20 protein-coding genes and 1 pseudogene are annotated in these 20,582 nt (G+C 45.4%); 18 read left to right on the top strand and 3 right to left on the bottom strand.

Annotated elements, in window-relative coordinates:
* Positions 1-8: 8 nt before the first annotated feature.
* From NLX67_RS14285 to NLX67_RS14205, 18 genes and pseudogenes are all read left to right on the top strand, one after another.
* A complete protein-coding gene (locus tag NLX67_RS14285) occupies positions 9-1,211 on the top strand; it encodes an ornithine--oxo-acid transaminase (protein ID WP_046180788.1) in 1,203 nt (400 codons plus the stop codon).
* 219 nt (positions 1,212-1,430) lie between these two features.
* A complete protein-coding gene (locus NLX67_RS14280) occupies positions 1,431-2,720 on the top strand; it encodes a Glu/Leu/Phe/Val family dehydrogenase (protein ID WP_254312273.1) in 1,290 nt (429 codons plus the stop codon).
* A gap of 5 nt (positions 2,721-2,725) precedes the next feature.
* Positions 2,726-2,848 (top strand): hypothetical protein, encoded by a 123-nt coding sequence (locus NLX67_RS22830; RefSeq protein WP_256519876.1) that lies wholly within the window; start codon positions 2,726-2,728, stop codon positions 2,846-2,848.
* A 111-nt stretch (positions 2,849-2,959) separates the two neighbouring features.
* A complete protein-coding gene (locus NLX67_RS14275; protein ID WP_254312206.1) occupies positions 2,960-4,564 on the top strand; it encodes a M20/M25/M40 family metallo-hydrolase in 1,605 nt (534 codons plus the stop codon).
* The gene (locus tag NLX67_RS14270; RefSeq protein ID WP_254312205.1) at positions 4,540-4,887 is read left to right on the top strand and encodes a hypothetical protein; all 348 of its coding nucleotides are present in this window, start codon (positions 4,540-4,542) and stop codon (positions 4,885-4,887) included. The genes NLX67_RS14275 and NLX67_RS14270 overlap by 25 nt, the downstream gene beginning before the upstream one ends.
* 133 nt (positions 4,888-5,020) lie before the next feature.
* On the top strand, positions 5,021-5,836 hold the full coding sequence (locus NLX67_RS14265; protein ID WP_254312204.1) for an ABC transporter ATP-binding protein: 816 nt from the start codon (positions 5,021-5,023) through the stop codon (positions 5,834-5,836).
* Between the two features lie 27 nt (positions 5,837-5,863).
* Positions 5,864-7,582, top strand: coding sequence for an ABC transporter ATP-binding protein (locus NLX67_RS14260; RefSeq protein WP_254312203.1), 1,719 nt, complete (start codon positions 5,864-5,866; stop codon positions 7,580-7,582).
* A gap of 146 nt (positions 7,583-7,728) precedes the next feature.
* Positions 7,729-7,926, top strand: a complete 198-nt coding sequence (locus NLX67_RS14255; protein WP_046180792.1) for a hypothetical protein — start codon at positions 7,729-7,731, stop codon at positions 7,924-7,926.
* A 16-nt stretch (positions 7,927-7,942) separates the two neighbouring features.
* Positions 7,943-9,376: a MocR-like pyridoxine biosynthesis transcription factor PdxR gene (gene pdxR, locus NLX67_RS14250; protein WP_254312202.1), complete on the top strand. Its 1,434-nt coding sequence runs from the start codon at positions 7,943-7,945 to the stop codon at positions 9,374-9,376.
* Positions 9,377-9,502: 126 nt separating this feature from the next.
* The gene (locus tag NLX67_RS14245) at positions 9,503-9,805 is read left to right on the top strand and encodes a DUF3219 family protein (RefSeq protein WP_309143138.1); all 303 of its coding nucleotides are present in this window, start codon (positions 9,503-9,505) and stop codon (positions 9,803-9,805) included.
* Entirely contained in the window at positions 9,802-10,485 is a 684-nt protein-coding gene (gene rpiA / locus NLX67_RS14240) for a ribose-5-phosphate isomerase RpiA (protein ID WP_254312201.1), read from the top strand. The genes NLX67_RS14245 and rpiA overlap by 4 nt, the downstream gene beginning before the upstream one ends.
* A 2-nt stretch (positions 10,486-10,487) precedes the next feature.
* On the top strand, positions 10,488-10,844 hold the full coding sequence (locus tag NLX67_RS14235; protein ID WP_046180796.1) for a hypothetical protein: 357 nt from the start codon (positions 10,488-10,490) through the stop codon (positions 10,842-10,844).
* 201 nt (positions 10,845-11,045) lie between these two features.
* Positions 11,046-11,198 (top strand): hypothetical protein, encoded by a 153-nt coding sequence (locus tag NLX67_RS23240; protein ID WP_375143386.1) that lies wholly within the window; start codon positions 11,046-11,048, stop codon positions 11,196-11,198.
* Positions 11,199-12,383 (top strand): acetyl-CoA C-acetyltransferase, encoded by a 1,185-nt coding sequence (locus NLX67_RS14225; RefSeq protein WP_254312200.1) that lies wholly within the window; start codon positions 11,199-11,201, stop codon positions 12,381-12,383. It begins immediately after the preceding gene.
* Positions 12,384-12,756: pseudogene (locus tag NLX67_RS14220) on the top strand (Rrf2 family transcriptional regulator).
* Positions 12,757-13,077: 321 nt separating this feature from the next.
* On the top strand, positions 13,078-13,476 hold the full coding sequence (locus NLX67_RS14215) for a DoxX family protein (RefSeq protein ID WP_254312199.1): 399 nt from the start codon (positions 13,078-13,080) through the stop codon (positions 13,474-13,476).
* A gap of 16 nt (positions 13,477-13,492) precedes the next feature.
* Positions 13,493-14,428: a ring-cleaving dioxygenase gene (locus tag NLX67_RS14210; protein ID WP_254312198.1), complete on the top strand. Its 936-nt coding sequence runs from the start codon at positions 13,493-13,495 to the stop codon at positions 14,426-14,428.
* Positions 14,429-14,659: 231 nt separating this feature from the next.
* Positions 14,660-15,169, top strand: a complete 510-nt coding sequence (locus tag NLX67_RS14205; RefSeq protein ID WP_254312197.1) for a flavin reductase family protein — start codon at positions 14,660-14,662, stop codon at positions 15,167-15,169.
* A gap of 782 nt (positions 15,170-15,951) precedes the next feature.
* Here NLX67_RS14205 and NLX67_RS14200 read toward each other — a convergent pair.
* The 3 genes from NLX67_RS14200 to NLX67_RS14190 are packed head-to-tail and all read right to left on the bottom strand — an operon-like array spanning position 15,952 to position 20,304.
* Complete coding sequence (locus tag NLX67_RS14200; RefSeq protein ID WP_254312196.1) at positions 15,952-18,150, bottom strand: transglutaminase TgpA family protein; 2,199 nt, start codon at positions 18,148-18,150, stop codon at positions 15,952-15,954.
* On the bottom strand, positions 18,147-19,349 hold the full coding sequence (locus NLX67_RS14195) for a DUF58 domain-containing protein (RefSeq protein WP_254312195.1): 1,203 nt from the start codon (positions 19,347-19,349) through the stop codon (positions 18,147-18,149). The genes NLX67_RS14200 and NLX67_RS14195 overlap by 4 nt, the downstream gene beginning before the upstream one ends.
* Complete coding sequence (locus NLX67_RS14190) at positions 19,342-20,304, bottom strand: AAA family ATPase (protein ID WP_254312194.1); 963 nt, start codon at positions 20,302-20,304, stop codon at positions 19,342-19,344. The genes NLX67_RS14195 and NLX67_RS14190 overlap by 8 nt, the downstream gene beginning before the upstream one ends.
* Positions 20,305-20,582: the final 278 nt, after the last annotated feature.

The raw sequence follows: 20,582 nt of genomic DNA, 5'->3' as shown, positions 1-20,582 counted from the left end.
AGACCGAGATGACAGCAGCAACGAATGCATCAGAAAAAATCATTGAGCAAACAGAACAATTTGGGGCGCATAACTATCATCCGCTGCCAATCGTTGTATCAGAAGCAGAAGGTGTATGGGTGAAAGATCCGGAAGGCGGCCGGTACATGGATATGCTCAGTGCGTATTCTGCTGTGAACCAGGGGCATCGCCATCCGAAAATTATTCAGGCGCTGAAAGACCAGGCTGATCGTGTGACATTGACATCGCGTGCGTTTCATAACGACCAGCTTGGCCCGTGGTATGAAAAAATCTGCGAATTGACCGGCAAAGAAATGGCGCTGCCGATGAATACAGGAGCAGAAGCGGTGGAAACAGCCGTTAAAGCAGCCCGCCGCTGGGCTTATGATGTAAAAGGAGTGGTGGAAAATGGAGCGGAAATCATCGCCTGCATCGGCAACTTCCACGGCCGGACGATGACGGCTGTCTCTCTTTCATCTGAAGCGGAATATAAACGCGGATTCGGTCCGATGCTTCCTGGCATTAAGCTGATCCCATACGGTGACATTGACGCTCTCCAAGCGGCGATCACACCAAATACAGCCGCATTTTTAATCGAGCCGATTCAAGGCGAAGCAGGAATTGTTATTCCACCCGAAGGATTTCTAAAAGCGGCGTCAACACTTTGCAAAGAGCAAAATGTGTTGTTTATTGCAGATGAAATCCAGGTGGGCCTTGCGCGTACCGGCAAACTGTTTGCCTGCGAATGGGAAGACGTGAATCCAGATATGCTCATTCTCGGAAAAGCGCTTGGCGGCGGGGTATTCCCGATTTCATGCGTTGTCGCGGACAAAGACGTATTAGGTGTTTTTAATCCCGGATCGCACGGCTCCACGTTTGGCGGCAACCCGCTGGCATGTGCTGTTTCACTTGCTTCTCTTAAAGTGATTGAAGAAGAACAGCTCGTCAGCCGTTCACTTGAACTTGGAACGTATTTTAAAGAAAGACTTTCTGAAATCAAGCATCCATCCATTAAAGAAGTGCGCGGCCGCGGCTTGTTTATCGGTGTCGAACTCACAGAAGCGGCTCGTCCATATTGCGAGCAACTAAAGCAGGAAGGCCTGCTTTGTAAAGAAACACATGAAACAGTCATTCGTTTCGCGCCTCCTTTAATCATTTCAAAAGAAGAGTTGGATTGGGCGATTGAAAAAATTGAAAAGATATTTGCGTGACACAAAGCCGGCGGAGCACCCGCTGGCTTTTTTGTTTGCTCAAAGAAAAGAAATTTGGCGATTGAATGCAAAATTTCTTTTCCGTTTTTAAGAATGTATTCAAAAAAACGCTAAATAAAGGGTTTTCATGTTTGGCACACTATTTGCATCTATAAAAAAAGAGAAAACCAAATAAGAAAGGTGATAGTGAAGCCAATGTTGAAAAATGAGGTGAAAAAAATGCCGCTTGTCAAAAAAACAGCAGCCCTTCCGAAAGAACAGGAACAAAAACAAGTATCCAGCTTATTTCAGTCCACTCAAAAGATTATTAAAAAAGCACTCGATACACTCGGTTATTCGGAAAGTGTATATGAACTTTTAAAAGAACCGATGCGCGTGCTGACGGTCCGTATTCCAGTGAGAATGGATGATGGGCATGTCAAAGTGTTTACCGGCTTTCGCTCGCAGCACTGTGACGCGGTCGGACCAACAAAAGGCGGTGTTCGTTTTCATCCAAATGTGACAGAAGAAGAAGTAAAAGCACTATCCATTTGGATGACGTTAAAGTGCGGCATTGCCAGCTTGCCCTATGGCGGCGGAAAAGGCGGCATCATTTGTGATCCTCAAAAAATGTCATTGGGCGAACTGGAACGACTCAGCCGTGGCTACGTACGCGCGATCAGCCAGGTTGTCGGGCCGACAAAAGATATCCCGGCACCGGATGTATACACGAACGCGCAAATTATGGCGTGGATGATGGATGAATACAGCCATATTCGTGAGTTTGATTCACCGGCTTTTATTACCGGTAAACCGATTGTACTTGGTGGTTCGCATGGCCGTGAAACAGCGACAGCACAAGGGGTGACGATGTGCTTAAAAGAAGCGGTAAAGAAAAAAGACATGCAGCTTGAAGGAGCGCGAATTGTCATTCAAGGTTTTGGCAACGCAGGCAGCTTCCTTGCTAAGTTTTTGCACGATGAAGGGGCCAGAATCATCGGCATATCGGATGTGCTTGGCGGCATCTATAACCCGAATGGATTGGATATTCCTTACCTGCTGGACCGTCGTGACAGCTTTGGTATGGTGACGAACCTGTTCGACGAAACGATTTCTAATCAGGAATTGTTAGAGCTTGATTGTGATATTCTCGTTCCAGCGGCGATTTCGAACCAAATCACAGAAGAAAATGCGGATCAGATCAAGGCGGCGATCGTTGTTGAAGCAGCCAATGGGCCGACAACGCTTGAAGCGACGCGAATGTTGACAGAGCGTGGTGTGCTGCTTGTGCCAGATATTCTGGCAAGCTCCGGCGGTGTAACAGTTTCTTATTTTGAATGGGTACAAAACAACCAGGGCTACTACTGGGAAGAAGAAGAAGTGAAGAAAAAATTGCAAAAAGGCATGGTAGAGTCTTTTGAGATGATTTACGAAACGGCACAGGTTCACCAAGTCGATATGCGGCTGGCCGCTTACATTGTCGGGGTTAAGCGCGTAGCGGAAGCAGCAACATTCAGAGGGTGGGTGTAAAAAGTATGTGGGTCATTACTGTTTTTTTATACAAACGTATTCAAATGTTTGAGTTTGACAATGAAGCAGAAGCAAAGAAGCGGTTTGAAAAAATGAATGAAACAAAAATTTTAACACAGCTTTTGTAGGGGAAATGAATGGTTCATTCTTTTTACCTGTAAAATTGAATTTTTGGAAAGAATGTCTCACAATGGAGAGACATTCTTTTTTTTATTTTACAATGAAGGGAAATGACCGCTATGTCTACATTATTATGGGATTCATCTGAAAAACTTCGCGCATTGCTTGGTGAGCTCGTCAGCTGGAAAAGTATGACGCTGACAGACGATGAACGGCAATTTCCGATGAAGCTTCAATCGAAATTGCTCGGTCTTGACTATTTCCAAAATAATCCTGAGCACTTATCCCTTCATGCAGCCGATATGCGCCGGAAATTTTTAACGGCGCTTTACAAGCATCCGGCCGCTGTGAAAACCATTTGTTTAATTAGCCATTTTGATACAGTCAGCACAGAAGAATACGGGGAACTAGAGCCGCTTGCGACGCAGCCGGAAGAGCTGACGGCGTATTGGATGGAGCGGCCGAATGATTTGCCGGAAGATGCGCTAGAAGACTTGCAGTCCGGCGAGTATTTATTCGGACGTGGCACGATGGATATGAAAATGGGGCTGGCTTTGCATATGCAGCTGTTGGAAAAAGCAAGTGTGGAAAAGTGGCCGGTTAATTTGCTTCTTCTGACGGTGCCGGATGAAGAAGTGAATTCAGCCGGGATGCGCGCCGCTGTACCAAAGCTTTTGGGTATTCAGCAAGAATTTGGCCTTACATACAGCCTGTTTTTGAACAGCGAACCGGTGTTTACACAGAAACCGGGGGATACAACATTCAAAGTGTACTCCGGCACAATCGGCAAAATTATGCCAGGTGCGCTGTTTTATGGCAGGGAAACACATGCGGGTGAGCCGTTTAGCGGGCTGACGTCTCCCTATATTGCGTCTTTTTTAACGAGGAAAATGGAATGGAATCCGTTATTTCAGGAAACGGTTCTCGGGGAAACGACCCCGTTGCCGGTCACACTGCAGCAAAAAGATCTTCGCCTTGAATATTCGACCCAGACACCGTATCGTTCATCCGCACTTTATAATGTGTTTACGATGAAGCAGACGGCACAGGAGATTATGGAGACCTTTGAACAGACGGCAAAAATTGCCGCTGAAGAATGCAGCAAAGCGTATCAGTCCATCTGCAGGGCGAATCGTGTTCAGGCGGTTGGAAAGGTACGTGTCCTCCGCTACGAAGAACTGCTGCGCCATTCAATTGAAAAATTCGGCGAAGCGTTTGTCGAAGAAGTCAAAGCGGATGTCTACGCAAACGAAGAATGGGATGACCGGGAAAAGTCATTCCGGGTTGCCGATAAATTAATTATCCAGTCACAGGAACTCGCGCCGGCAATTATTTTATTATTTGCGCCGCCTTTTTATCCAGCCGTGAATTCATCCGGAGATGAACTGGTAGAAAAAGCCGTTGTTTTTCTCACAGAACTTGCCGAAAAGGAATATGCAATGCCGATTGAACGTATTCATTATTTTAACGGCATTTGTGATTTAAGCTACGTAAATGGAAGCGGAGAAGGAGAGGGATGGCAGTCGTTTGAGCGTAATACACCGGTTTGGAAGGATGTGTATTCCGTCCCGTTTGCGGAAATGGCGGAGCTTCAGGCACCTGTTATAAACATCGGGCCATTCGGAAAAGACGCTCATAAACGGACCGAACGCCTTCATATCAAACATGCATTTGAACAGCTTCCTTTTTTGCTGGAGCAATGGATGAAACAGATGAAGCCTTGAATTCGTTCAAGGCTTCAGAGTGTAGACAAATAAAACCTTTTGTCAGCACATTTGATTTTTCTTCTTCATCCTTGTTCTTTGGTGATGACGGTTTATGGCTTTCTGATTGGAGCCGATATGCGGCACGAACATTCACTGCTCTTCCAAAAAAACGGGGTGAAGCAAAAAGGACGCAGACTCCTGCGGGAACAGCAGTGAACGTGAGACCCCGCAGGAGCGGGAGCGACGAGGAGGCTCACGTACTGCCCGCGGAAAGCGAAGTCCTTTTTGCTTCACCTATCGGCCCTTTCAAAAAAAGACTGACGACTTTTACGACAGCCTGAAGCCTTGAATTCGTTCAAGGCTTTTTTCGTGAAAGTATGGACATAAGCGGCGAATTTATGGTAACTTTTAATTGAAACTGATTATCAATTGCAACGGACGCCTATAGATAAAAATGTAAATGAGGTGGAAAGAATGAGCAAACTACGCGCGGAACAAGTAAACATCGGCTACGGGGCAGCAACGATTGTGGAAAATTTAACGGTTGATATCCCAGCCGGAAAAGTGACGACTATTATTGGGCCCAATGGCTGCGGAAAGTCTACACTATTAAAAACAATGGCCCGCCTGTTAAATCAAAAAAGCGGCGCGATTTATTTAAATGGGGCTGATATTCAGCGGCTGTCTACGAAAGAAATTGCAAAACAGATGGCAATTTTGCCGCAAACACCGGAAGCACCGGCCGGTTTGACCGTTTACGAACTCATTTCCTATGGCCGCTTTCCGCATCAAAAAGGATTCGGTACATTAAATACACACGATAAAGAAGTGATTGAGTGGGCGATGCGTGTCACGGGAACAGAGAATTTCCGCAACCGCGAAATTGATGCTCTGTCCGGCGGCCAGCGCCAGCGCGTCTGGATCGCCATGGCGCTCGCGCAGGAAACGGATTTAATTTTACTCGATGAGCCGACGACGTATTTGGATTTAGCGCACCAGCTCGAAGTGTTGGAGCTATTACAGGAATTAAACGAGCGTGAAGGCCGGACAATCGTGATGGTGCTGCACGATTTAAACCATGCAGCCCGCTTTGCCGACTACCTTGTCGCGATGAGAAGCGGCGACATCATATGTGAAGGAACGCCGGAAGCCGTGATGACGAAGGAAAACTTGCGCGATGTTTTCCAAATTGATGCCGACATTGTGCGGGATCCGCGCTCCGGAAAACCGGTTTGTTTAACATATGATTTAATAAAAGCGCCGGAGCTTGCGCTGGCAGGCAGCCGGTAAATGTAAATAGATAAAGCGGGTGACTGTGTGATTAAGCAATTTTTTTCTTATTATCGTCCATATAAGAAGCTATTTTTCTTGGACTTTTTTTGTGCGGTGCTGGCCGGGCTGTTAGAGCTCGCATTCCCGCTCGTTGTAAATTACTTTATTGATACCCTTTTACCGGAGGGAGAATGGAATTTAATCTTGGCTGCAGGCATTGGCTTATTGCTCATTTATGTTATCAATGCCGGCCTGCAGTACATTGTAACGTACTGGGGACATATGCTGGGCATTAACATTGAAACCGATATGCGCAGCAAGCTGTTTGCCCATGTACAAAAGCTGTCGTTTCGCTTTTTTGACAATACAAAAACGGGACACCTTATTTCTCGGATGACAAGCGACTTAATGGAAATCGGTGAGATGGCGCATCACGGACCAGAAGATTTATTTATCGCGCTCATGACCTTAACAGGTGCATTTGCCATTATGATGACAATCAACTGGCAGCTGGCTGTGTTAACGTTTATTATCGTGCCGGGCGTGTTATGGATGGCGGTCTTCTTTAATAAAAAAATGACTGGTGCTTTTCATCGTTTATTTGGCGATATTGCCGACTTTAATGCCCGCATTGAAGACAGCATGGGCGGTATTCGCGTTGTGCAGGCGTTTGCCAATGAAACGCATGAGCAACAGCAGTTTGAAGAAAACAATGGAAGATTTCGTTTGACGAAACTTGTCTCTTACAAAATTATGGCGCAAAATATGTCGATCAGCTATATGCTGATGCGTATCGTCACATTATTCGTCCTTATTTGCGGAACGTATTTTGTGATGCAGGGCGAGCTGACGTATGGTGAATTTGTCGGATTTATTTTGCTGTCGAACATTTTCTTCCGGCCAATTGAAAAAATCAATGCGATTATTGAAAGCTACCCGAAAGGTATCGCGGGCTTTAAGCGGTATATGGAGCTTCTCAATACGGAGCCGGATGTGGCGGATGCGCCGGATGCAATTGAAGTGGACGCCGTAAATGGCAACATTCGCTACAATAATGTCACGTTCGGATACGAAGGGAAAAAACCGGTACTGAAAAACATTAGCTTATCGATTCAAGCGGGTGAAACAGTGGCGTTTGTCGGGCCGTCCGGTGCGGGGAAAACGACGATGTGCAGTTTGCTGCCGCGTTTTTATGATGCAGAAGAAGGCTATATTTCGATTGACGGAATCGATACAAAAAACATGACCCTCGCGTCCCTCAGAAGCCAAATTGGGATCGTTCAGCAGGATGTTTTCTTATTCTCCGGAACAATTCGGGAGAACATTTTATACGGCGATCTCGGCGCGTCAGATGAAGCGATTATGGATGCATTAAAACGCGCGCGTCTTGAAGAATTTGTTTATTCATTGCCGGACGGGCTTGAAACCGTCATCGGCGAGCGCGGTGTGAAATTGTCCGGCGGGCAAAAGCAGCGCCTGGCCATTGCGCGGATTTTCCTAAAGAACCCGCCGATTTTAATTTTAGATGAAGCAACGTCCGCACTTGATACAGAAACAGAGCTTGCCATTCAGCAGGCGCTGGCAGAACTTTCAGTTGGACGGACAACGCTTGTTATTGCCCATAGGCTGGCAACGATTAAGCATGCGGACCGGATTATTGTTGTGACACCATCAGGCATTGAAGAGCAGGGTAGTCACCACGAACTTCTGGAACAAAACGGTCATTACCGCCGTCTTCATGAAGCACAGTTCGGAAATCTGTAATACTTCAAAAACCCTTTCCTGCTATGATAGAGGAAAGGGTTTTTGGATTGGATGAGTAAAATAGAGTAGAATTGGATGGTCCTTTTTCAAGGATCTTTTTTATGATTAAAGGATGAGGAAATAATGAGGAATTGGAGGGGACCCGGATGAATTTTGCGATTGGACTTGTTGTGCTTATACTGCTCTGCGCGGTGGGTGGTACGCTGTTTGTAATGAAAAGTGAGGATGCAAAATACGGAGAGTCGACGAAGCGAAACACAATGAATTTAACCATTATTTATGCTATTACGTTTTTTCTGCTTGCGGTTGGCACAGTGTGGTTTATCGTGTCGGCTACATCGTAAAAGAAGGTGATGGAAAATGGAGTGGAAACCGGATCGGACCGCGAAAAAAGCGGTGTATAAGCAAATTGCAGATTACATTGAAAAAGGGATTTCCACTGGTCTGTTTTCCCCGGAAAGCGTGCTGCCGTCGGAACGGCTGCTGGCAAAAGAGCTCGGTGTCAATCGAAGCACAATTGTAGCGGCATACGATGAACTGCAGTCGCTCGGGATTGTGGAGCGAAGAAAAGGGAGCGGCACACGCGTCAGTACCGATATTTGGGGTATTTCGCATAAGCGCATACCGAATTGGGGCCGTTACATGGAAGATGGCTCCTTTTTGCCGAATTTGCCGCTCGTGCAGCGTATTCGGAACGAAAATCAAAATCAGCATGTCATTAATTTATCAAGCGGTGAATTGGCACCCGCTCTTTTACCGCGTAAACAGTTTCAGTCGATCATGGCGGATATACCATTTTTGGATCATCTCGGCTACGATCATCCGCATGGAAACGAGGCACTGCGGGAAACCATTACGAAACATGTGCATCAATACAAAAACATCCATGTGTCAGCGGATTCGATTTTGATTACGTCCGGTGCCCAGCAGGCGCTGCATCTTATTATTCAGTGCCTGCTGAAACCGGGTGATACGATCGCTATTGAAGATCCATCGTACTGCTATTCATTGCCGGTCTTTCAGTCTGCGGGCTTAAAGACGCTGCTTTTGCCGGTCGATGAGCATGGCGTCAATCCGGATGATGTAATCGAATTTCATAAAAAGCACCGCATTCGCATGCTGTTTTTAAATCCGGACTATCAAAATCCGACTGGAGTGAAAATGAGCCTGGTCCGCAGAAAACGAATACTTGAAATTTCATCAAATCTTGGGATACCAATTATTGAAGATGACCCGTATTCTCTAACGTCATTTAATGGAGAAGTAAGCAGCACGCTTAAATCAATGGACGAAAACGGAAATGTTTTGTACATAAGTTCGCTATCAAAAATCGTCGCTTCAGGACTTCGGATCGGCTGGGTGATCGGCCCTTCCAATGTCATTGAACGACTGGCTGATGCAAAACAGCAGGTGGATTTCGGGCACAGTATTTTCCCGCAATGGGCCGCCAATGAATTTTTAAAATCTGCATCATTTAACAACCATATTCACATGATCCGCAAAGAATTAAAAGAGCGGCGTGATGCGATTGTTGCAAGTCTTGATCGCTTTTTAAAAAAGGACGTTGACTATTTTATCCCTGAAGGCGGTATTCATGTTTGGTGCCGATTAAAACAGCCTGTCAATGAACAGCAGCTGCTCGAAGAATCAATGAAGCGCGGCGTTTCATTTGTACCGGGCAGTGTCTTTGGTTCACAAAAAGGATATATCCGGTTCACATTTGGCCGGGAAGAGACGGATGTGATCAATGAAGGCATTGCCAGATTTGCGGAAGCGCTGGCCGCCAGCCGTTGAAGCATAAAATAACCAGAAAGCTGGAGATCTTAAGAAGTCTCCGGTTTATTTTTGCAGGTTAAAATAATTGATGTATCGGAAAATAAAGATATAATTGCTCTAAAACAAATAAAAGAATGGAGCTGAATGAAAATGGTGCAAACCGTTATTCTAAATGATACACCGATCCGGGTGACAGATTACCATGAAGAAATGATCATCAATGAAGAAACAGGCAAATCTGTACCGAAAATTAAGTTTCAATTTAAAGTGACCAATGAAGCGTATCATGATATTACAACGCTTCTTTATGAAATGGATTTTCAGGTGAAGGTACCGGAAAAAAATCTAGACTTTCCCGCGACAATTCATGCATACTCCACGTCTGTGACCAACTTGTATGAAGAAGGGGCAGTAGGTGATTTCAGTCTGGAATTGATTGGACGATGAAAAACGAGAAGCAGATCGCCGGGGAAAAAGCAGCAGAGTTTGTTAAAGATGGCATGGTTGTTGGACTTGGGACGGGATCGACTGTACTCTATACGATTAAAAAAATCGGTGAACGAGTCAAAGATGGCCTATCCATTACAGCGGTCGCGACATCGATTCAAACGGAACAGCTGGCGAAGGAATGCGGCATTCCGCTTGTAAATCTGGCCGATATTGATGTCATTGACGTGGCCATCGATGGTGCCGATGAAGTCGATGCCGTATTCAATCTGATCAAAGGTGGGGGAGGGGCTTTGCTTCGGGAGAAAATCATTGCTTCTTCTGCTCAGGAATTTATCATCGTTGCGGACTCTTCTAAAATGGTAAAACAACTCGGTCGGTTCCCTATCCCGGTTGAAGTCGAAATGTTCGGATATCCATTGACCGGGAAGAAAATACAGTCTATCGGAGGAGTGCCAAAACTGCGGATGAACGAAGGAAAACCGTTTGTTACAGATAATGGAAACTATATTTTCGATTGTGAGTTTGCGGCGATATCGTCACCTGAAAAGCTTGAACTGAACCTTAATCTGATCCCAGGCGTTGTGGAAAATGGGCTGTTTATAGGTTTGGTGGACCTGTTAATCACAGTCGATCAAAAACAGGAAGCGGTTATTCAAAAACGAAATGAGGATGGATAAAAATGCTTTCAGCGAGCGGAATTAAACCAGTTGTAGAAAAAGATGCGATCGAAACAGCCATCGAACAGGGACAGCACAACAGCACGTATCGGATGACGGTCAGCTTTAAAGACCGGGAGCAGGAACATGTTGGGGACCTGGATATTTATTTTATCGTCAAAGGCTTTAGTGAAGGGGACGGAAATGAAGAAATTGACGTTTATTTTAACGTTCCATTTTTCAGCGTACACGGAGCAGACGGTGAGCGGTTTATGGAAGAAGCAGAAGCAATGCAGTTCATCTTCATTAACTTTGCAAGTGAAATTCAAAATGTCGTTGATCAAGTGCTTGATGCGCTTTACGAACAATATGAAAAGTAGAAACCGGACCGCTTTTTATGGTCAAAAAGCGGTCTTTTCATTTTATGTATTTTACTTATAGATCGTTACAATGTAAACTCTTACATAACAAAATGAAGGAGGGGGACTGTATTTTAAGCAAAGTAATGATGTTACTTATGTAAACGCTTTCGTTTATACAAAACTAAGGGGAAAACAATCGAAGCGCTGCGTGAGCAGGGAATGAAAGACTTAACGATTCACAGAAGCAATTGCTGCGTAGATGACTGGGGGCTTAGGCTCCTTTTGACAAATAAGCAAGTTAAAAAAGATGAAGTCAAAGAAAAAATAGAGGTGCCTTTTACAGTGGCGCCGGAACTTGCAGAGGTGAAGTAAATGGTGAAAACGGTCATTATTGAAGGAGCGCGTACGCCGGTCGGAAAATTTGGCGGTTCTCTCGCATCGTTAACGGCTTCACAACTCGGCGGCATTGCGATGAAAGAAGCTTTGAAGCGGGCGGATATAAAACCGGAAGAGCTGGATGAAGTTATTTTCGGGAATGTGCTGCAGGCGGGCCAGGGACAAATTCCTTCACGCCAGGCAGCACGCGAGGCCGGTATTCCCTGGGAAATAAAAACGGAAACGATAAATAAAGTGTGTGCGTCCGGTCTTCGCAGCGTAACAATGGCTGATCAGATTATCCGCGCCGGTGATGAAGAAATAATCTTGGCCGGAGGCATGGAATCGATGTCGAACGTGCCGTATGCAGTGTTCAAAGCACGATGGGGGGCGCGAATGGGTGACGTGCCGATGGTTGATTTAATGATTCATGACGGCTTATCATGCAGTTTTACCGGTGTGCACATGGGCACCTATGGAAACACCACAGCGGAAGAATTAGAATTGTCCCGCGAGGAGCAGGATGATTGGGCAGTCCGCAGCCATGAACGTGCAGTTGCGGCGATTGAAAGCGGCACATTAGCGGAAGAAATCGTGCCGGTGGAAGTACCGCAGCGAAAAGGGAATCCGATCGTTGTTGATACAGATGAAGCACCACGCAAAGACACAACAAAAGACGTGCTCACGAAACTTCGTCCAGCCTTCGGAAAAGACGGCACCATTACAGCGGGTAACGCACCAGGAATCAATGATGGTGCCGCAGCTCTTGTATTGATGAGCGATGAAAGAGCCAAAAAAGAAGGAAAGGTCTTTCTTGCCACAGTCATTGGACATGCTGAAATCGCAGTCGAAGCCGAGAAATTTCCGCAAACGCCGGGTCTCGTTATTAATGAAATTTTAAGGAAAACAGGGAAATCAGTGGGCGACATTGATTTGTTTGAAATTAACGAAGCATTTGCGGCAGTGGCGCTGGCCAGCAGTAAAATTGCCGGCATTGAACCGGAAAAAGTAAACGTCAATGGCGGCGCAGTAGCGCTTGGCCATCCAATTGGTGCAAGTGGTGCGCGGATTATTCTCACACTCGCATATGAATTGCGCCGTCGCGGCGGTGGCATCGGGATTGCGGCGATCTGTTCCGGAAGCGGACAGGGCGATGCGATAATGATTGAAGTAAAGAAATAAATGGTTTTAATTGCATCCAATCCTCGTGAAACTTTTTGATCGGGATGGATGGCAGGCAGCGTGAATACAAATCCGGTCATTATACGACGAATGATGGGAATGCTGCAAAAGGAGGGCTTTTGACCTCACGTGGGGGAAAAACAGGGGAGAACTCACAAAAGATCCATCAGACATTACCCTTTTGGATATTTTCAAAGCAGTTGAACCAAAAGATGAGTTATTTGCTGTTCATGAAAAACCGAATGCGGAATGCCCGGTTGGAAAAAATATTCAGTCGTCTCTCAATGTCACAGTTACCCGTGTACAAAACGCAATGGAACAGGAACTGAGAAGCCAATCGCTTAAAGATGTCATGAACCATCTCTTTCAATAGAGGTGGTTTTTTGCTTTAAAGAAGCCGGGAAGAAGACCGGATAGTGAGAGCGAATCATAGAAAACAAACAAGTATGATCCACCCATTGAATGAGCTTTTCAATTGGCGAAAGCGTTTGAGGTTAAGCTGAATGATTTATTTTTCCTGAATTAATTTATCCAATTTATAAAAAGTATCAAGAAACAGGTTGACGACCTTTTGAAAAGCTGATATTATTATCTCGAATTCAAGATAAAATCACAAATAAATTCAAAAAAGCATTTCGATTTTTTTTAATTATATATCTCGAATTCAAGATAAAATCCTTAGGAGGAAAAAAATATGTTAGATGCAGGTTTATTACTTATTCGGTTGGTCATTGGTTTAGCGTTTGTCGGTCACGGCGCACAGAAATTATTCGGCTGGTTTGGCGGTTATGGATTGAAAGGAACAGGCGGCTGGTTTGATTCGATCGGAATGAAGCCGGGGGTTAAGATGGCGCTTTTGGCGGGTCTTGCGGAATTTGTAGGCGGCGCGTTGTTTGCCATTGGTTTACTGACGCCGCTTGCGGGCATTCTGATTGCAGTAACGATGATCATGGCTATTATAAAAGTACACGCGCCGAATGGATTCTGGAGCACACAAAACGGTTATGAGTATAACCTGATTTTGATTGCAGCAGCAATCGGTGTCGCTTTAACTGGTCCCGGCCGTTATGCATTTGACGCCCTATTAGGGTAAAAAAGGAGAGAGAAACATGAAGCAAACAGCAGGTATCCATCATATTACGGCGATCGTTGGCGATCCGCAGGAAAACGTTGATTTTTACGCAGCTGTTCTCGGCTTGCGTTTAGTGAAAAAAACAGTCAATTTTGATGATCCCGGCACGTATCATCTGTACTTCGGTAACGAAGCGGGGAGTCCAGGAACCATCATCACGTTTTTCCCATGGCCCGGCGCACAAAGAGGCATGATCGGAGACGGACAGGTCGGTGTAACAACCTATGTGGTACCAGCTGGTGCGCTTTCGTTCTGGGAAAAGCGGCTTCATTCCTTTTCCATTCCCTTCTCAAAACAAGAACGGTTCGCAGAGCAATATTTGGCGTTTGATGATCCACATGGGCTTCAGCTTGAAATTGTAGAACGGGCAGAAGGCCGACACAACAGCTGGGCATTTAATGGTGTGACGCCGGATGTCGCAATTAAAGGTTTTGGAGGTGCGATTCTTTTTTCTGCGCAGCCGGAAAAAACGGCCCATTTGCTTCAACACGTCATGGGATTGGAGCGGGTGGCTGAAGAGAGCGGCTTGATCCGATTCCGTGCTGCAGGGGATATCGGCAACGTGATTGATGTGAAAACAACGCCATCCGGGCGTGGACAAATGGGTGCAGGCACCGTTCATCACATTGCCTGGCGGGCAAAAGACGACGAGGATCAGCTGGAATGGCAAAAACTTGTCGCGGATGAAGGCTACGGGGTAACACCGGTCACAGACCGCCAATACTTTAATGCTATTTATTTTAGAGAACAAGGTCATATTTTGTTTGAAATCGCCACTGATCCGCCCGGTTTTGCGATCGATGAATCAGTAGATAAAATGGGCGAAAGCCTCAAGCTGCCGTCACAGTACGAAATTCATCGGGAAAAGATTGAAGAAATGTTGATCCCGATTGAAGTAAGAAAAATAACATAACAATCAAGTATTTGGGGCGGTTTATTCAAATTTAGGCCGGTTTCTGTTCTGCTTGGGGCGGAAAAAAGTTTTACCGGCCCAGACGCAGTACATTCCGGCTTAAAATAAAATATTCCGCCCCAAAACAGAGCTGTCTCCATTTTTAGAGGCAGCTTTTTGGAATTTAAAAGTGGCAAAGAATAGAAAGGAACGATACGATAAAAGGGATTATTAATCAAAGGGGGAAATAGAATGGCAAACGAACAAAAACAGCAATTGTTTAAAGACGCGATGGGCAATTATCCGACAGGGGTTACAGTTGTGACTGCAACATCCGCTAATGGTGAACCGATTGGGTTGACCGTTAATTCATTCGCATCTGTTTCACTCGATCCGCTATTAATTTTGTGGTCCATTGATCACAAAGTGTCAACGATTCAAGAGTTTGTGGAAGGCGGAAAATTTGCCGTTCATATTTTAGCAGGAAATCAGCAGGATGTCTGCATGACCTTTGCAACAAAAGGCGTAGACCGCTTCAGCACATGTGAATGGTCTTTCTCACCTGAGCACAATTTGCCACTTATTGAAGGCGCATTTGCGGTTCTTCAATGTAAAACCTTCAAAACGGTTGAAGCAGGGGACCATACGATTTTAATCGGAGAAGTGGAAGATATCCAAATCGATTCAGGCAAAGACCCAATGCTGTATCACCGCCGCCATTTTGCCTCTATTCCAGCGGAGTTTTACAATCAGAAAAAATAAAAGGTTTAGCCGTCCAGAAATGAAAATTCTGGACGGCTTTTTATTTGTGCTGGAATATTTCACGCTATGTAAGTTGACCTTATCATTTTGCCTTCTGCCACCCGGGGGAACGATCCACCCTCTAAAGAGTGGCCTGCCTGACAAAAACCAGCTTCATACCCACTGTTACGGTCTCTTTTGTGTGAGGAGCGTTTTGGCCTGCTTCTTTTAACGAGAGCCGAAATGGCAGCGGGCGCACGGCTTCGCGCACCATAGGGCAGGCGCTGGGCTCGTTTCCGCCGCTCTGCGGCTGCACCGATCTCATCTGTCCGGCTAGTCCCACTGGAGTCTGCGCCGCACACCCGCCGCCTCTGCTTTTTTCATGAGTGAATGTAAAAAAAGGAAAGGCTGGTTTAGCCTGATTCTTTCTAAAACAAAAGGGGACAATCGCTGCGCCAATAAAAGCGGAACTCCCAGCTTGAATAGTCGCCGCCCTTCAAAGCTACTTGGTGAGGCCTGACGGACGAAGACTCCTGCGGGATGTACAGTGAGTCGGCAGATCCCGCAGGCTTCACCTATCGGCTCCTTTTCAAAACATCAGACATTCTCTACAAGACCGATCCATGCCTGCAAAACTAAGGTGTTATTTGGAAGAGCTGACCTAGAACAAATCGGTGATCAGCCTTGCCTCTACACGAAACGCACTAGCTCAAACAGCCACTGTTTTCTAAAGTAAAAATCTTTGTTCAACTTATATAGAATCTGAAAATTATATTATCGGCCCTAATGGAACAAAAAATTTTTTAGCGTGTTTTCTTCATAAGGGATTCCCATTCATTCCTTGCATTTTCCCACGTTCCTTTAGGAAGACTGCCTCTGTATAAATATTGTTCATACCAACCTGTAAGCTGGGTCATTGAGCTGCTGGAGAAAAGCAAGTCAATTTCCTTGGCGTATTCTCTCAATGTCTGCCCAGCTTTCCTTTTTAACCCACAGCGCTCAAGCTGAGTGAGAAGAACGAGATACGCTTTGGGGAAATGGTGATCCTGTCGATCTCGTTTATAAATGAAAATATAATAGAAAGGCAGCCATTTTCTCCGGGACCGATGGCTCAAAGCGGCCATGACGAAAACTGCAGCAACGAGGACAACGATGTTTTTCCAGTTTGTTTTCAGGAATAAGCCTACATTCGGCTGCGGCGCTTCCTGAGAAGCATCATTTACCTCTTCTTCCGGTTCCGGCTCTGCTGCTACAGGCTGCTCTGGCGTTTCGACCGGTGTTTCTATATTCTCTGTTGTTTCTTCCTCCACGAGTGTCTCTGTTGTTTCCTCCAATTCAGGCACGTCTTCATTGGTAAACCCTTGTGTAGGCTCAAAAGGGACCCAGCCAATGTTTGGAAAATAAACCTCCACCCATGAATGGGCATTTTCACTGGTTACCTGATAGATTTTATTTTCGGCTTCATTTGTTTCCAGGTATGTCCCTTCTGTGTAGCCTTTTACCCAGCGTGTGGGGATATCAAGCGTTCGCAGCAAGACAGCCATGGAAGTGGAAAAGTTGTCACAGTATCCACGTTTTGTATCAAATAAAAACTGGGCGACATAGTCCTCGTCTTCTGACGGAACAGGCACATCCACTTGCTCGTAGGCGAAGCCGCTGGAGCTGAAATACGCTTCAACCGCTTTTGCTTTATCGAACCATGTTTCTTGTCCCCGCGTAATGTCTAACGCCAGCTCTCTTATCTCCGGCGGCACGTTTTCGGGAAGCTGGGTATACGTATCGGCAATAGCCTGAAAAGAGCGATCGGCTTTCTCAGGTGAACTTGCTTCAAGATCCTTGGCCTGAAAAGAGGGGTGCTCATACTGAACAGAATACGATGCAGGAGCTTCTTGTTCAGCGCCATTGAGCGCCGTTATTCCATTTGTCTGCTGATTCAGCTGGTAACGGTAAGAAGAAGTCGCATCAATTCTTTGTAAGCCATGCGGATATTGAATATGCGCATGGTCTTCTTCGTTGTATACGATGCTTGTCCTTTCTTCTGAAGGAACCTTTTCTGTAAAGGAGAAAAGAGAAGACGGGACGTTCCGCCTGAAATTCAGCGGCTGCCCGTCTCGACTGGAAGAAATCCAGCCTTTTCCGGTATACACATCTCTCGTATCCACTTTCCAGTAATGGGGCTCTTCTACTTCAGCTGTAAACACGACCATATTAGCAGGCAAAAACGGGCCGCCAAGTTCGGAATCATCCGACCTTAATCCGCTTCGTTTCGTCTCATTTACAGCTGTATTCCCGGAACCGCTCAGTGACTTAAGGAAAGGAACAGGATTAGGCCAGACAGGATCTGCTTTTGGAACGGCAAAAGCAGTGACTGCGCTCCCGGCAATCACGGCTGCCAAAGAAAACATCCATTTCCGCTTGATCCTGCTATTTTTTTGAATGTTCTCGGAATCGGCCAGCCGGCGGAACGTCAGTATTCCCATCATGGCAAATCCGGTCAGGACCGATCTGATGATGGCTGCATCTGCTTCATATGGTGAAAAAGCATCCAATACCGTAATAAAAATGAGTGTCGCGAGAAAAAAGAACAAGATATTTTTACGGTCAATCAGCCAATAGCGGAGTAAATACGTTGTTATCCACAGGAGGGCAAAGAACAGCAACGTTCGAAATGAATCTGACATCTCTGTCCACTGGCCTTTCAAAATCGATCCTGCATTTTGAAAGAAATCCTTTAAAAACAAGTCGATCCATGTGTCGACATTTTCAAAGTAAATGTATTGAATCGTCAAAAGAATATAAATCAGCTTTAAAACAACAGTTGGCACTAACGGGAGGCCCAAAAAAGCCAGCAGCAGTGATCCAAAAATAAAACCAAGAAAAATGTTGATGGAGCTCGTGCCGGTTAGCTGTTCTACCGGTCTTAACCATTCCCATAGGAGAAGAAAACTAAAAACATATAAAAGAAAAGAATCGATATTCCGTTTTGTGTTCTTTTGATTCATCTGCCATTCACCTCCGAAAAGGTTTTCCCGAATTGGCCTTCTTGTACAACTCGGATCTGGATTCCAGTGGCAGCAGTTATTCGTATATCTGGCCCAGCCCCTTGTTTGCCGTTGATCAGAAAGATGATGACGGACTGGCTTCTGCGAGAATAATAGCGAGCCCTTTCGACAACTTCTTCGGTCAGCTGGGATGTTACAAGCATGAGTGTACGGCCTTGCTGAGCAAGAAAAGTTTCTTTCTCCAGCACCCGGGCAAACGAAACAGCACTTTTATCCTTAATTTTCGCCAGATGATAAAAAAGCCGCTGCCCCTGCACGTCTCCACCGCGAATCGTGAAACTGCGCCGTTCATCACTTACCGTCAGCAAGCCAACTTGTGTCCCTGTCCGTATCATGCCTCTGATGGCAGAAGCGGTAAACGAAACAACCGTTTCAAATTGCGGAGCAGGGGTGCAATCCATCACAATCATCAAATCGTGGGACCGGTGCTGCTCAAACTCTTTTGTCATCAGGTCATTTCGTTTAGCGGTCGCTTTCCAGTTAATCAAGGATAAGCGGTCGCCAGGCAGGTAGTTGCGAATCCCAACAGACATAGCCATATCCTGATCTCGATAAACTCGTCTATTTGTAATGGCTGTACCTTGATCAACCTGGCCGGCAAACGGACGGTAACTCAGTTCTTCGTAAAGTGGATAAACCACTATTTTATTTTCCAGTGGAATCAGCTTTTCTTTTTCAATGAATCCAAATAAATCTCCTGTTTTCATACGAATCCCAGTGAAATGGTGTTCCCCCCTCGGCAGCTGATCAATCTCATATTCGAATTGAAGCGTTTTTTTAAAGCCGGGCAGCAAAAGTATTTTCTGCTGCTGTTTTTCTTTTAGCGTGAAAGATTCTTCCGCCTGCTCTTCCAGGATCATGTAAAAAAGCGGAAAGCGGCTCTTTCTGACGACGGTCAATTGAATTCGGACAGATTCATTAAAAATAAATTCCTGCTTCGATAACATTCTTTCAGCTGTACAGGACAAAGGATAAAAAAACAAGCTGAACGCATAAATGATAAATGGAAGGGAGCTGTAAAATAAAAACCAGCTGACAAATCCTCCTTGAAACATAGCATACGAGAAAGCAAGAATAGTCAATCCGATTAAAAAAATAAATCCGCCAGATTCTTTCATCTTCAAAAACGCTTTATTCATATTTTGCCACGTGCCTTTGAATTGGCACAGACACCCGGCTGATCACTTGCTCAATCACGTCTTCTATTTGTACTCCTTCAAAACGGGCTTCTGGTCTTAGGATGATTCTATGGGCAAAAACAAACGGGGCAAGATACTGAATATCATCAGGAAGCACGTAATCTCTTTCATGAATGAAGGCCAGCGCCTGTGACGCTTTCATCAGGGCGATCGAACCACGGGGACTAACACCTAAAAATACATTTTCGTGTGAACGGGTATGGCTGGAAAGCTCGACGATATATCTTCTAATTGATTCATCAACATACACTTCTTTTATATCGAGCTGCAGCTGCCGAAGTTCTTGAAGGCTGATAACCGGCTGCAGGTCATCAATAGGGGGGACTTTTTGCGCCCGTTGTAATACTTCCATTTCTTCATCCAGAGTGGGGTAGCCCATTTTCATTTTCAGCAGGAAACGGTCAAGCTGAGCTTCCGGAAGAGGGTAGGTCCCTTCGTATTCAATTGGATTTTGCGTAGCCATCACAAAAAACGGTTTTTCGAGGTTGTAAGTGACGCCATCAACTGTAATGCTTTTTTCTTCCATTCCTTCGAGCAAGGCGGATTGGGTTTTAGGCGACGTCCGGTTAATTTCATCGGCGAGAATGATATTTCCCATAATAGGACCTGGATAAAACTGAAAATCCATGTCCCGTGGATTATAAATCGACACGCCCACTACATCAGAGGGCAGCAAGTCAGGTGTAAATTGAATTCTCCGCAGCTCTGCGCTAATCGACTTCGCAAGCGCCCGAACGGCCATCGTCTTTCCGACACCCGGCACATCTTCAAGCAGCACATGGCCATCAGCTAACAGCGCCACCAGGCTTAATTTAGCCACTTCCTGTTTTCCTGTTATCACTTTTTCAATATTTTGAAGGATTTTTTCAATCCCAGGATGTATTCGGTTCGTCAATTCTTTTCCTCCTACCTTATTTAAAATCAATCGATCCGTCTTGTGGCAATGGTTCGGGAAATGATCGAAAATTTAGATTTTTTCTTCTAATAATAAGTTTAACTTATTATTCTTATACAAAGTCAAATATTACGTACTGTTCTTTTTCTTTAATGAAGAGAGTAATAAGCTTTCTTGTTTCGTTAATTCAAGACCGGCACCGCTAATTGGTACTCTATACGCTAGGTTGCTCCACTTCGGCTGATCAAACGAAAAGCTTTTTAAACTGGCCAGCGCAT

Origin of the sequence: Domibacillus sp. A3M-37, assembly GCF_024213455.1 — a bacterium.
GTDB lineage: Bacteria > Bacillota > Bacilli > Bacillales > Domibacillaceae > Domibacillus > Domibacillus tundrae.
The sequence above is the reverse complement of the archived record's forward strand: the minus strand, read 5'-3'. Positions and strand labels throughout refer to the sequence as shown.

Excerpts from the sequence above, each read along its gene's own strand:
- NLX67_RS14275 (WP_254312206.1), top strand. The coding sequence starts at position 2,960 with ATGTCTACATTATTATGGGATTCATCTGAAAAACTTCGCGCATTGCTT.
- NLX67_RS14270 (WP_254312205.1), top strand. The coding sequence starts at position 4,540 with ATGGATGAAACAGATGAAGCCTTGAATTCGTTCAAGGCTTCAGAGTGT.
- NLX67_RS14265 (WP_254312204.1), top strand. The coding sequence starts at position 5,021 with ATGAGCAAACTACGCGCGGAACAAGTAAACATCGGCTACGGGGCAGCA.
- NLX67_RS14200 (WP_254312196.1), bottom strand. The coding sequence starts at position 18,150 with ATGAATCAAAAGAACACAAAACGGAATATCGATTCTTTTCTTTTATAT.
- NLX67_RS14195 (WP_254312195.1), bottom strand. The coding sequence starts at position 19,349 with ATGAATAAAGCGTTTTTGAAGATGAAAGAATCTGGCGGATTTATTTTT.
- NLX67_RS14255 (WP_046180792.1), top strand. The coding sequence starts at position 7,729 with ATGAATTTTGCGATTGGACTTGTTGTGCTTATACTGCTCTGCGCGGTG.
- pdxR (WP_254312202.1), top strand. The coding sequence starts at position 7,943 with ATGGAGTGGAAACCGGATCGGACCGCGAAAAAAGCGGTGTATAAGCAA.
- NLX67_RS14210 (WP_254312198.1), top strand. The coding sequence starts at position 13,493 with ATGAAGCAAACAGCAGGTATCCATCATATTACGGCGATCGTTGGCGAT.
- NLX67_RS22830 (WP_256519876.1), top strand. The coding sequence starts at position 2,726 with ATGTGGGTCATTACTGTTTTTTTATACAAACGTATTCAAATGTTTGAG.
- NLX67_RS14225 (WP_254312200.1), top strand. The coding sequence starts at position 11,199 with ATGGTGAAAACGGTCATTATTGAAGGAGCGCGTACGCCGGTCGGAAAA.
- rpiA (WP_254312201.1), top strand. The coding sequence starts at position 9,802 with ATGAAAAACGAGAAGCAGATCGCCGGGGAAAAAGCAGCAGAGTTTGTT.
- NLX67_RS14245 (WP_309143138.1), top strand. The coding sequence starts at position 9,503 with ATGAAAATGGTGCAAACCGTTATTCTAAATGATACACCGATCCGGGTG.
- NLX67_RS14205 (WP_254312197.1), top strand. The coding sequence starts at position 14,660 with ATGGCAAACGAACAAAAACAGCAATTGTTTAAAGACGCGATGGGCAAT.
- NLX67_RS14215 (WP_254312199.1), top strand. The coding sequence starts at position 13,078 with ATGTTAGATGCAGGTTTATTACTTATTCGGTTGGTCATTGGTTTAGCG.
- NLX67_RS14280 (WP_254312273.1), top strand. The coding sequence starts at position 1,431 with ATGCCGCTTGTCAAAAAAACAGCAGCCCTTCCGAAAGAACAGGAACAA.
- NLX67_RS14285 (WP_046180788.1), top strand. The coding sequence starts at position 9 with ATGACAGCAGCAACGAATGCATCAGAAAAAATCATTGAGCAAACAGAA.
- NLX67_RS23240 (WP_375143386.1), top strand. The coding sequence starts at position 11,046 with ATGAAAGACTTAACGATTCACAGAAGCAATTGCTGCGTAGATGACTGG.
- NLX67_RS14235 (WP_046180796.1), top strand. The coding sequence starts at position 10,488 with ATGCTTTCAGCGAGCGGAATTAAACCAGTTGTAGAAAAAGATGCGATC.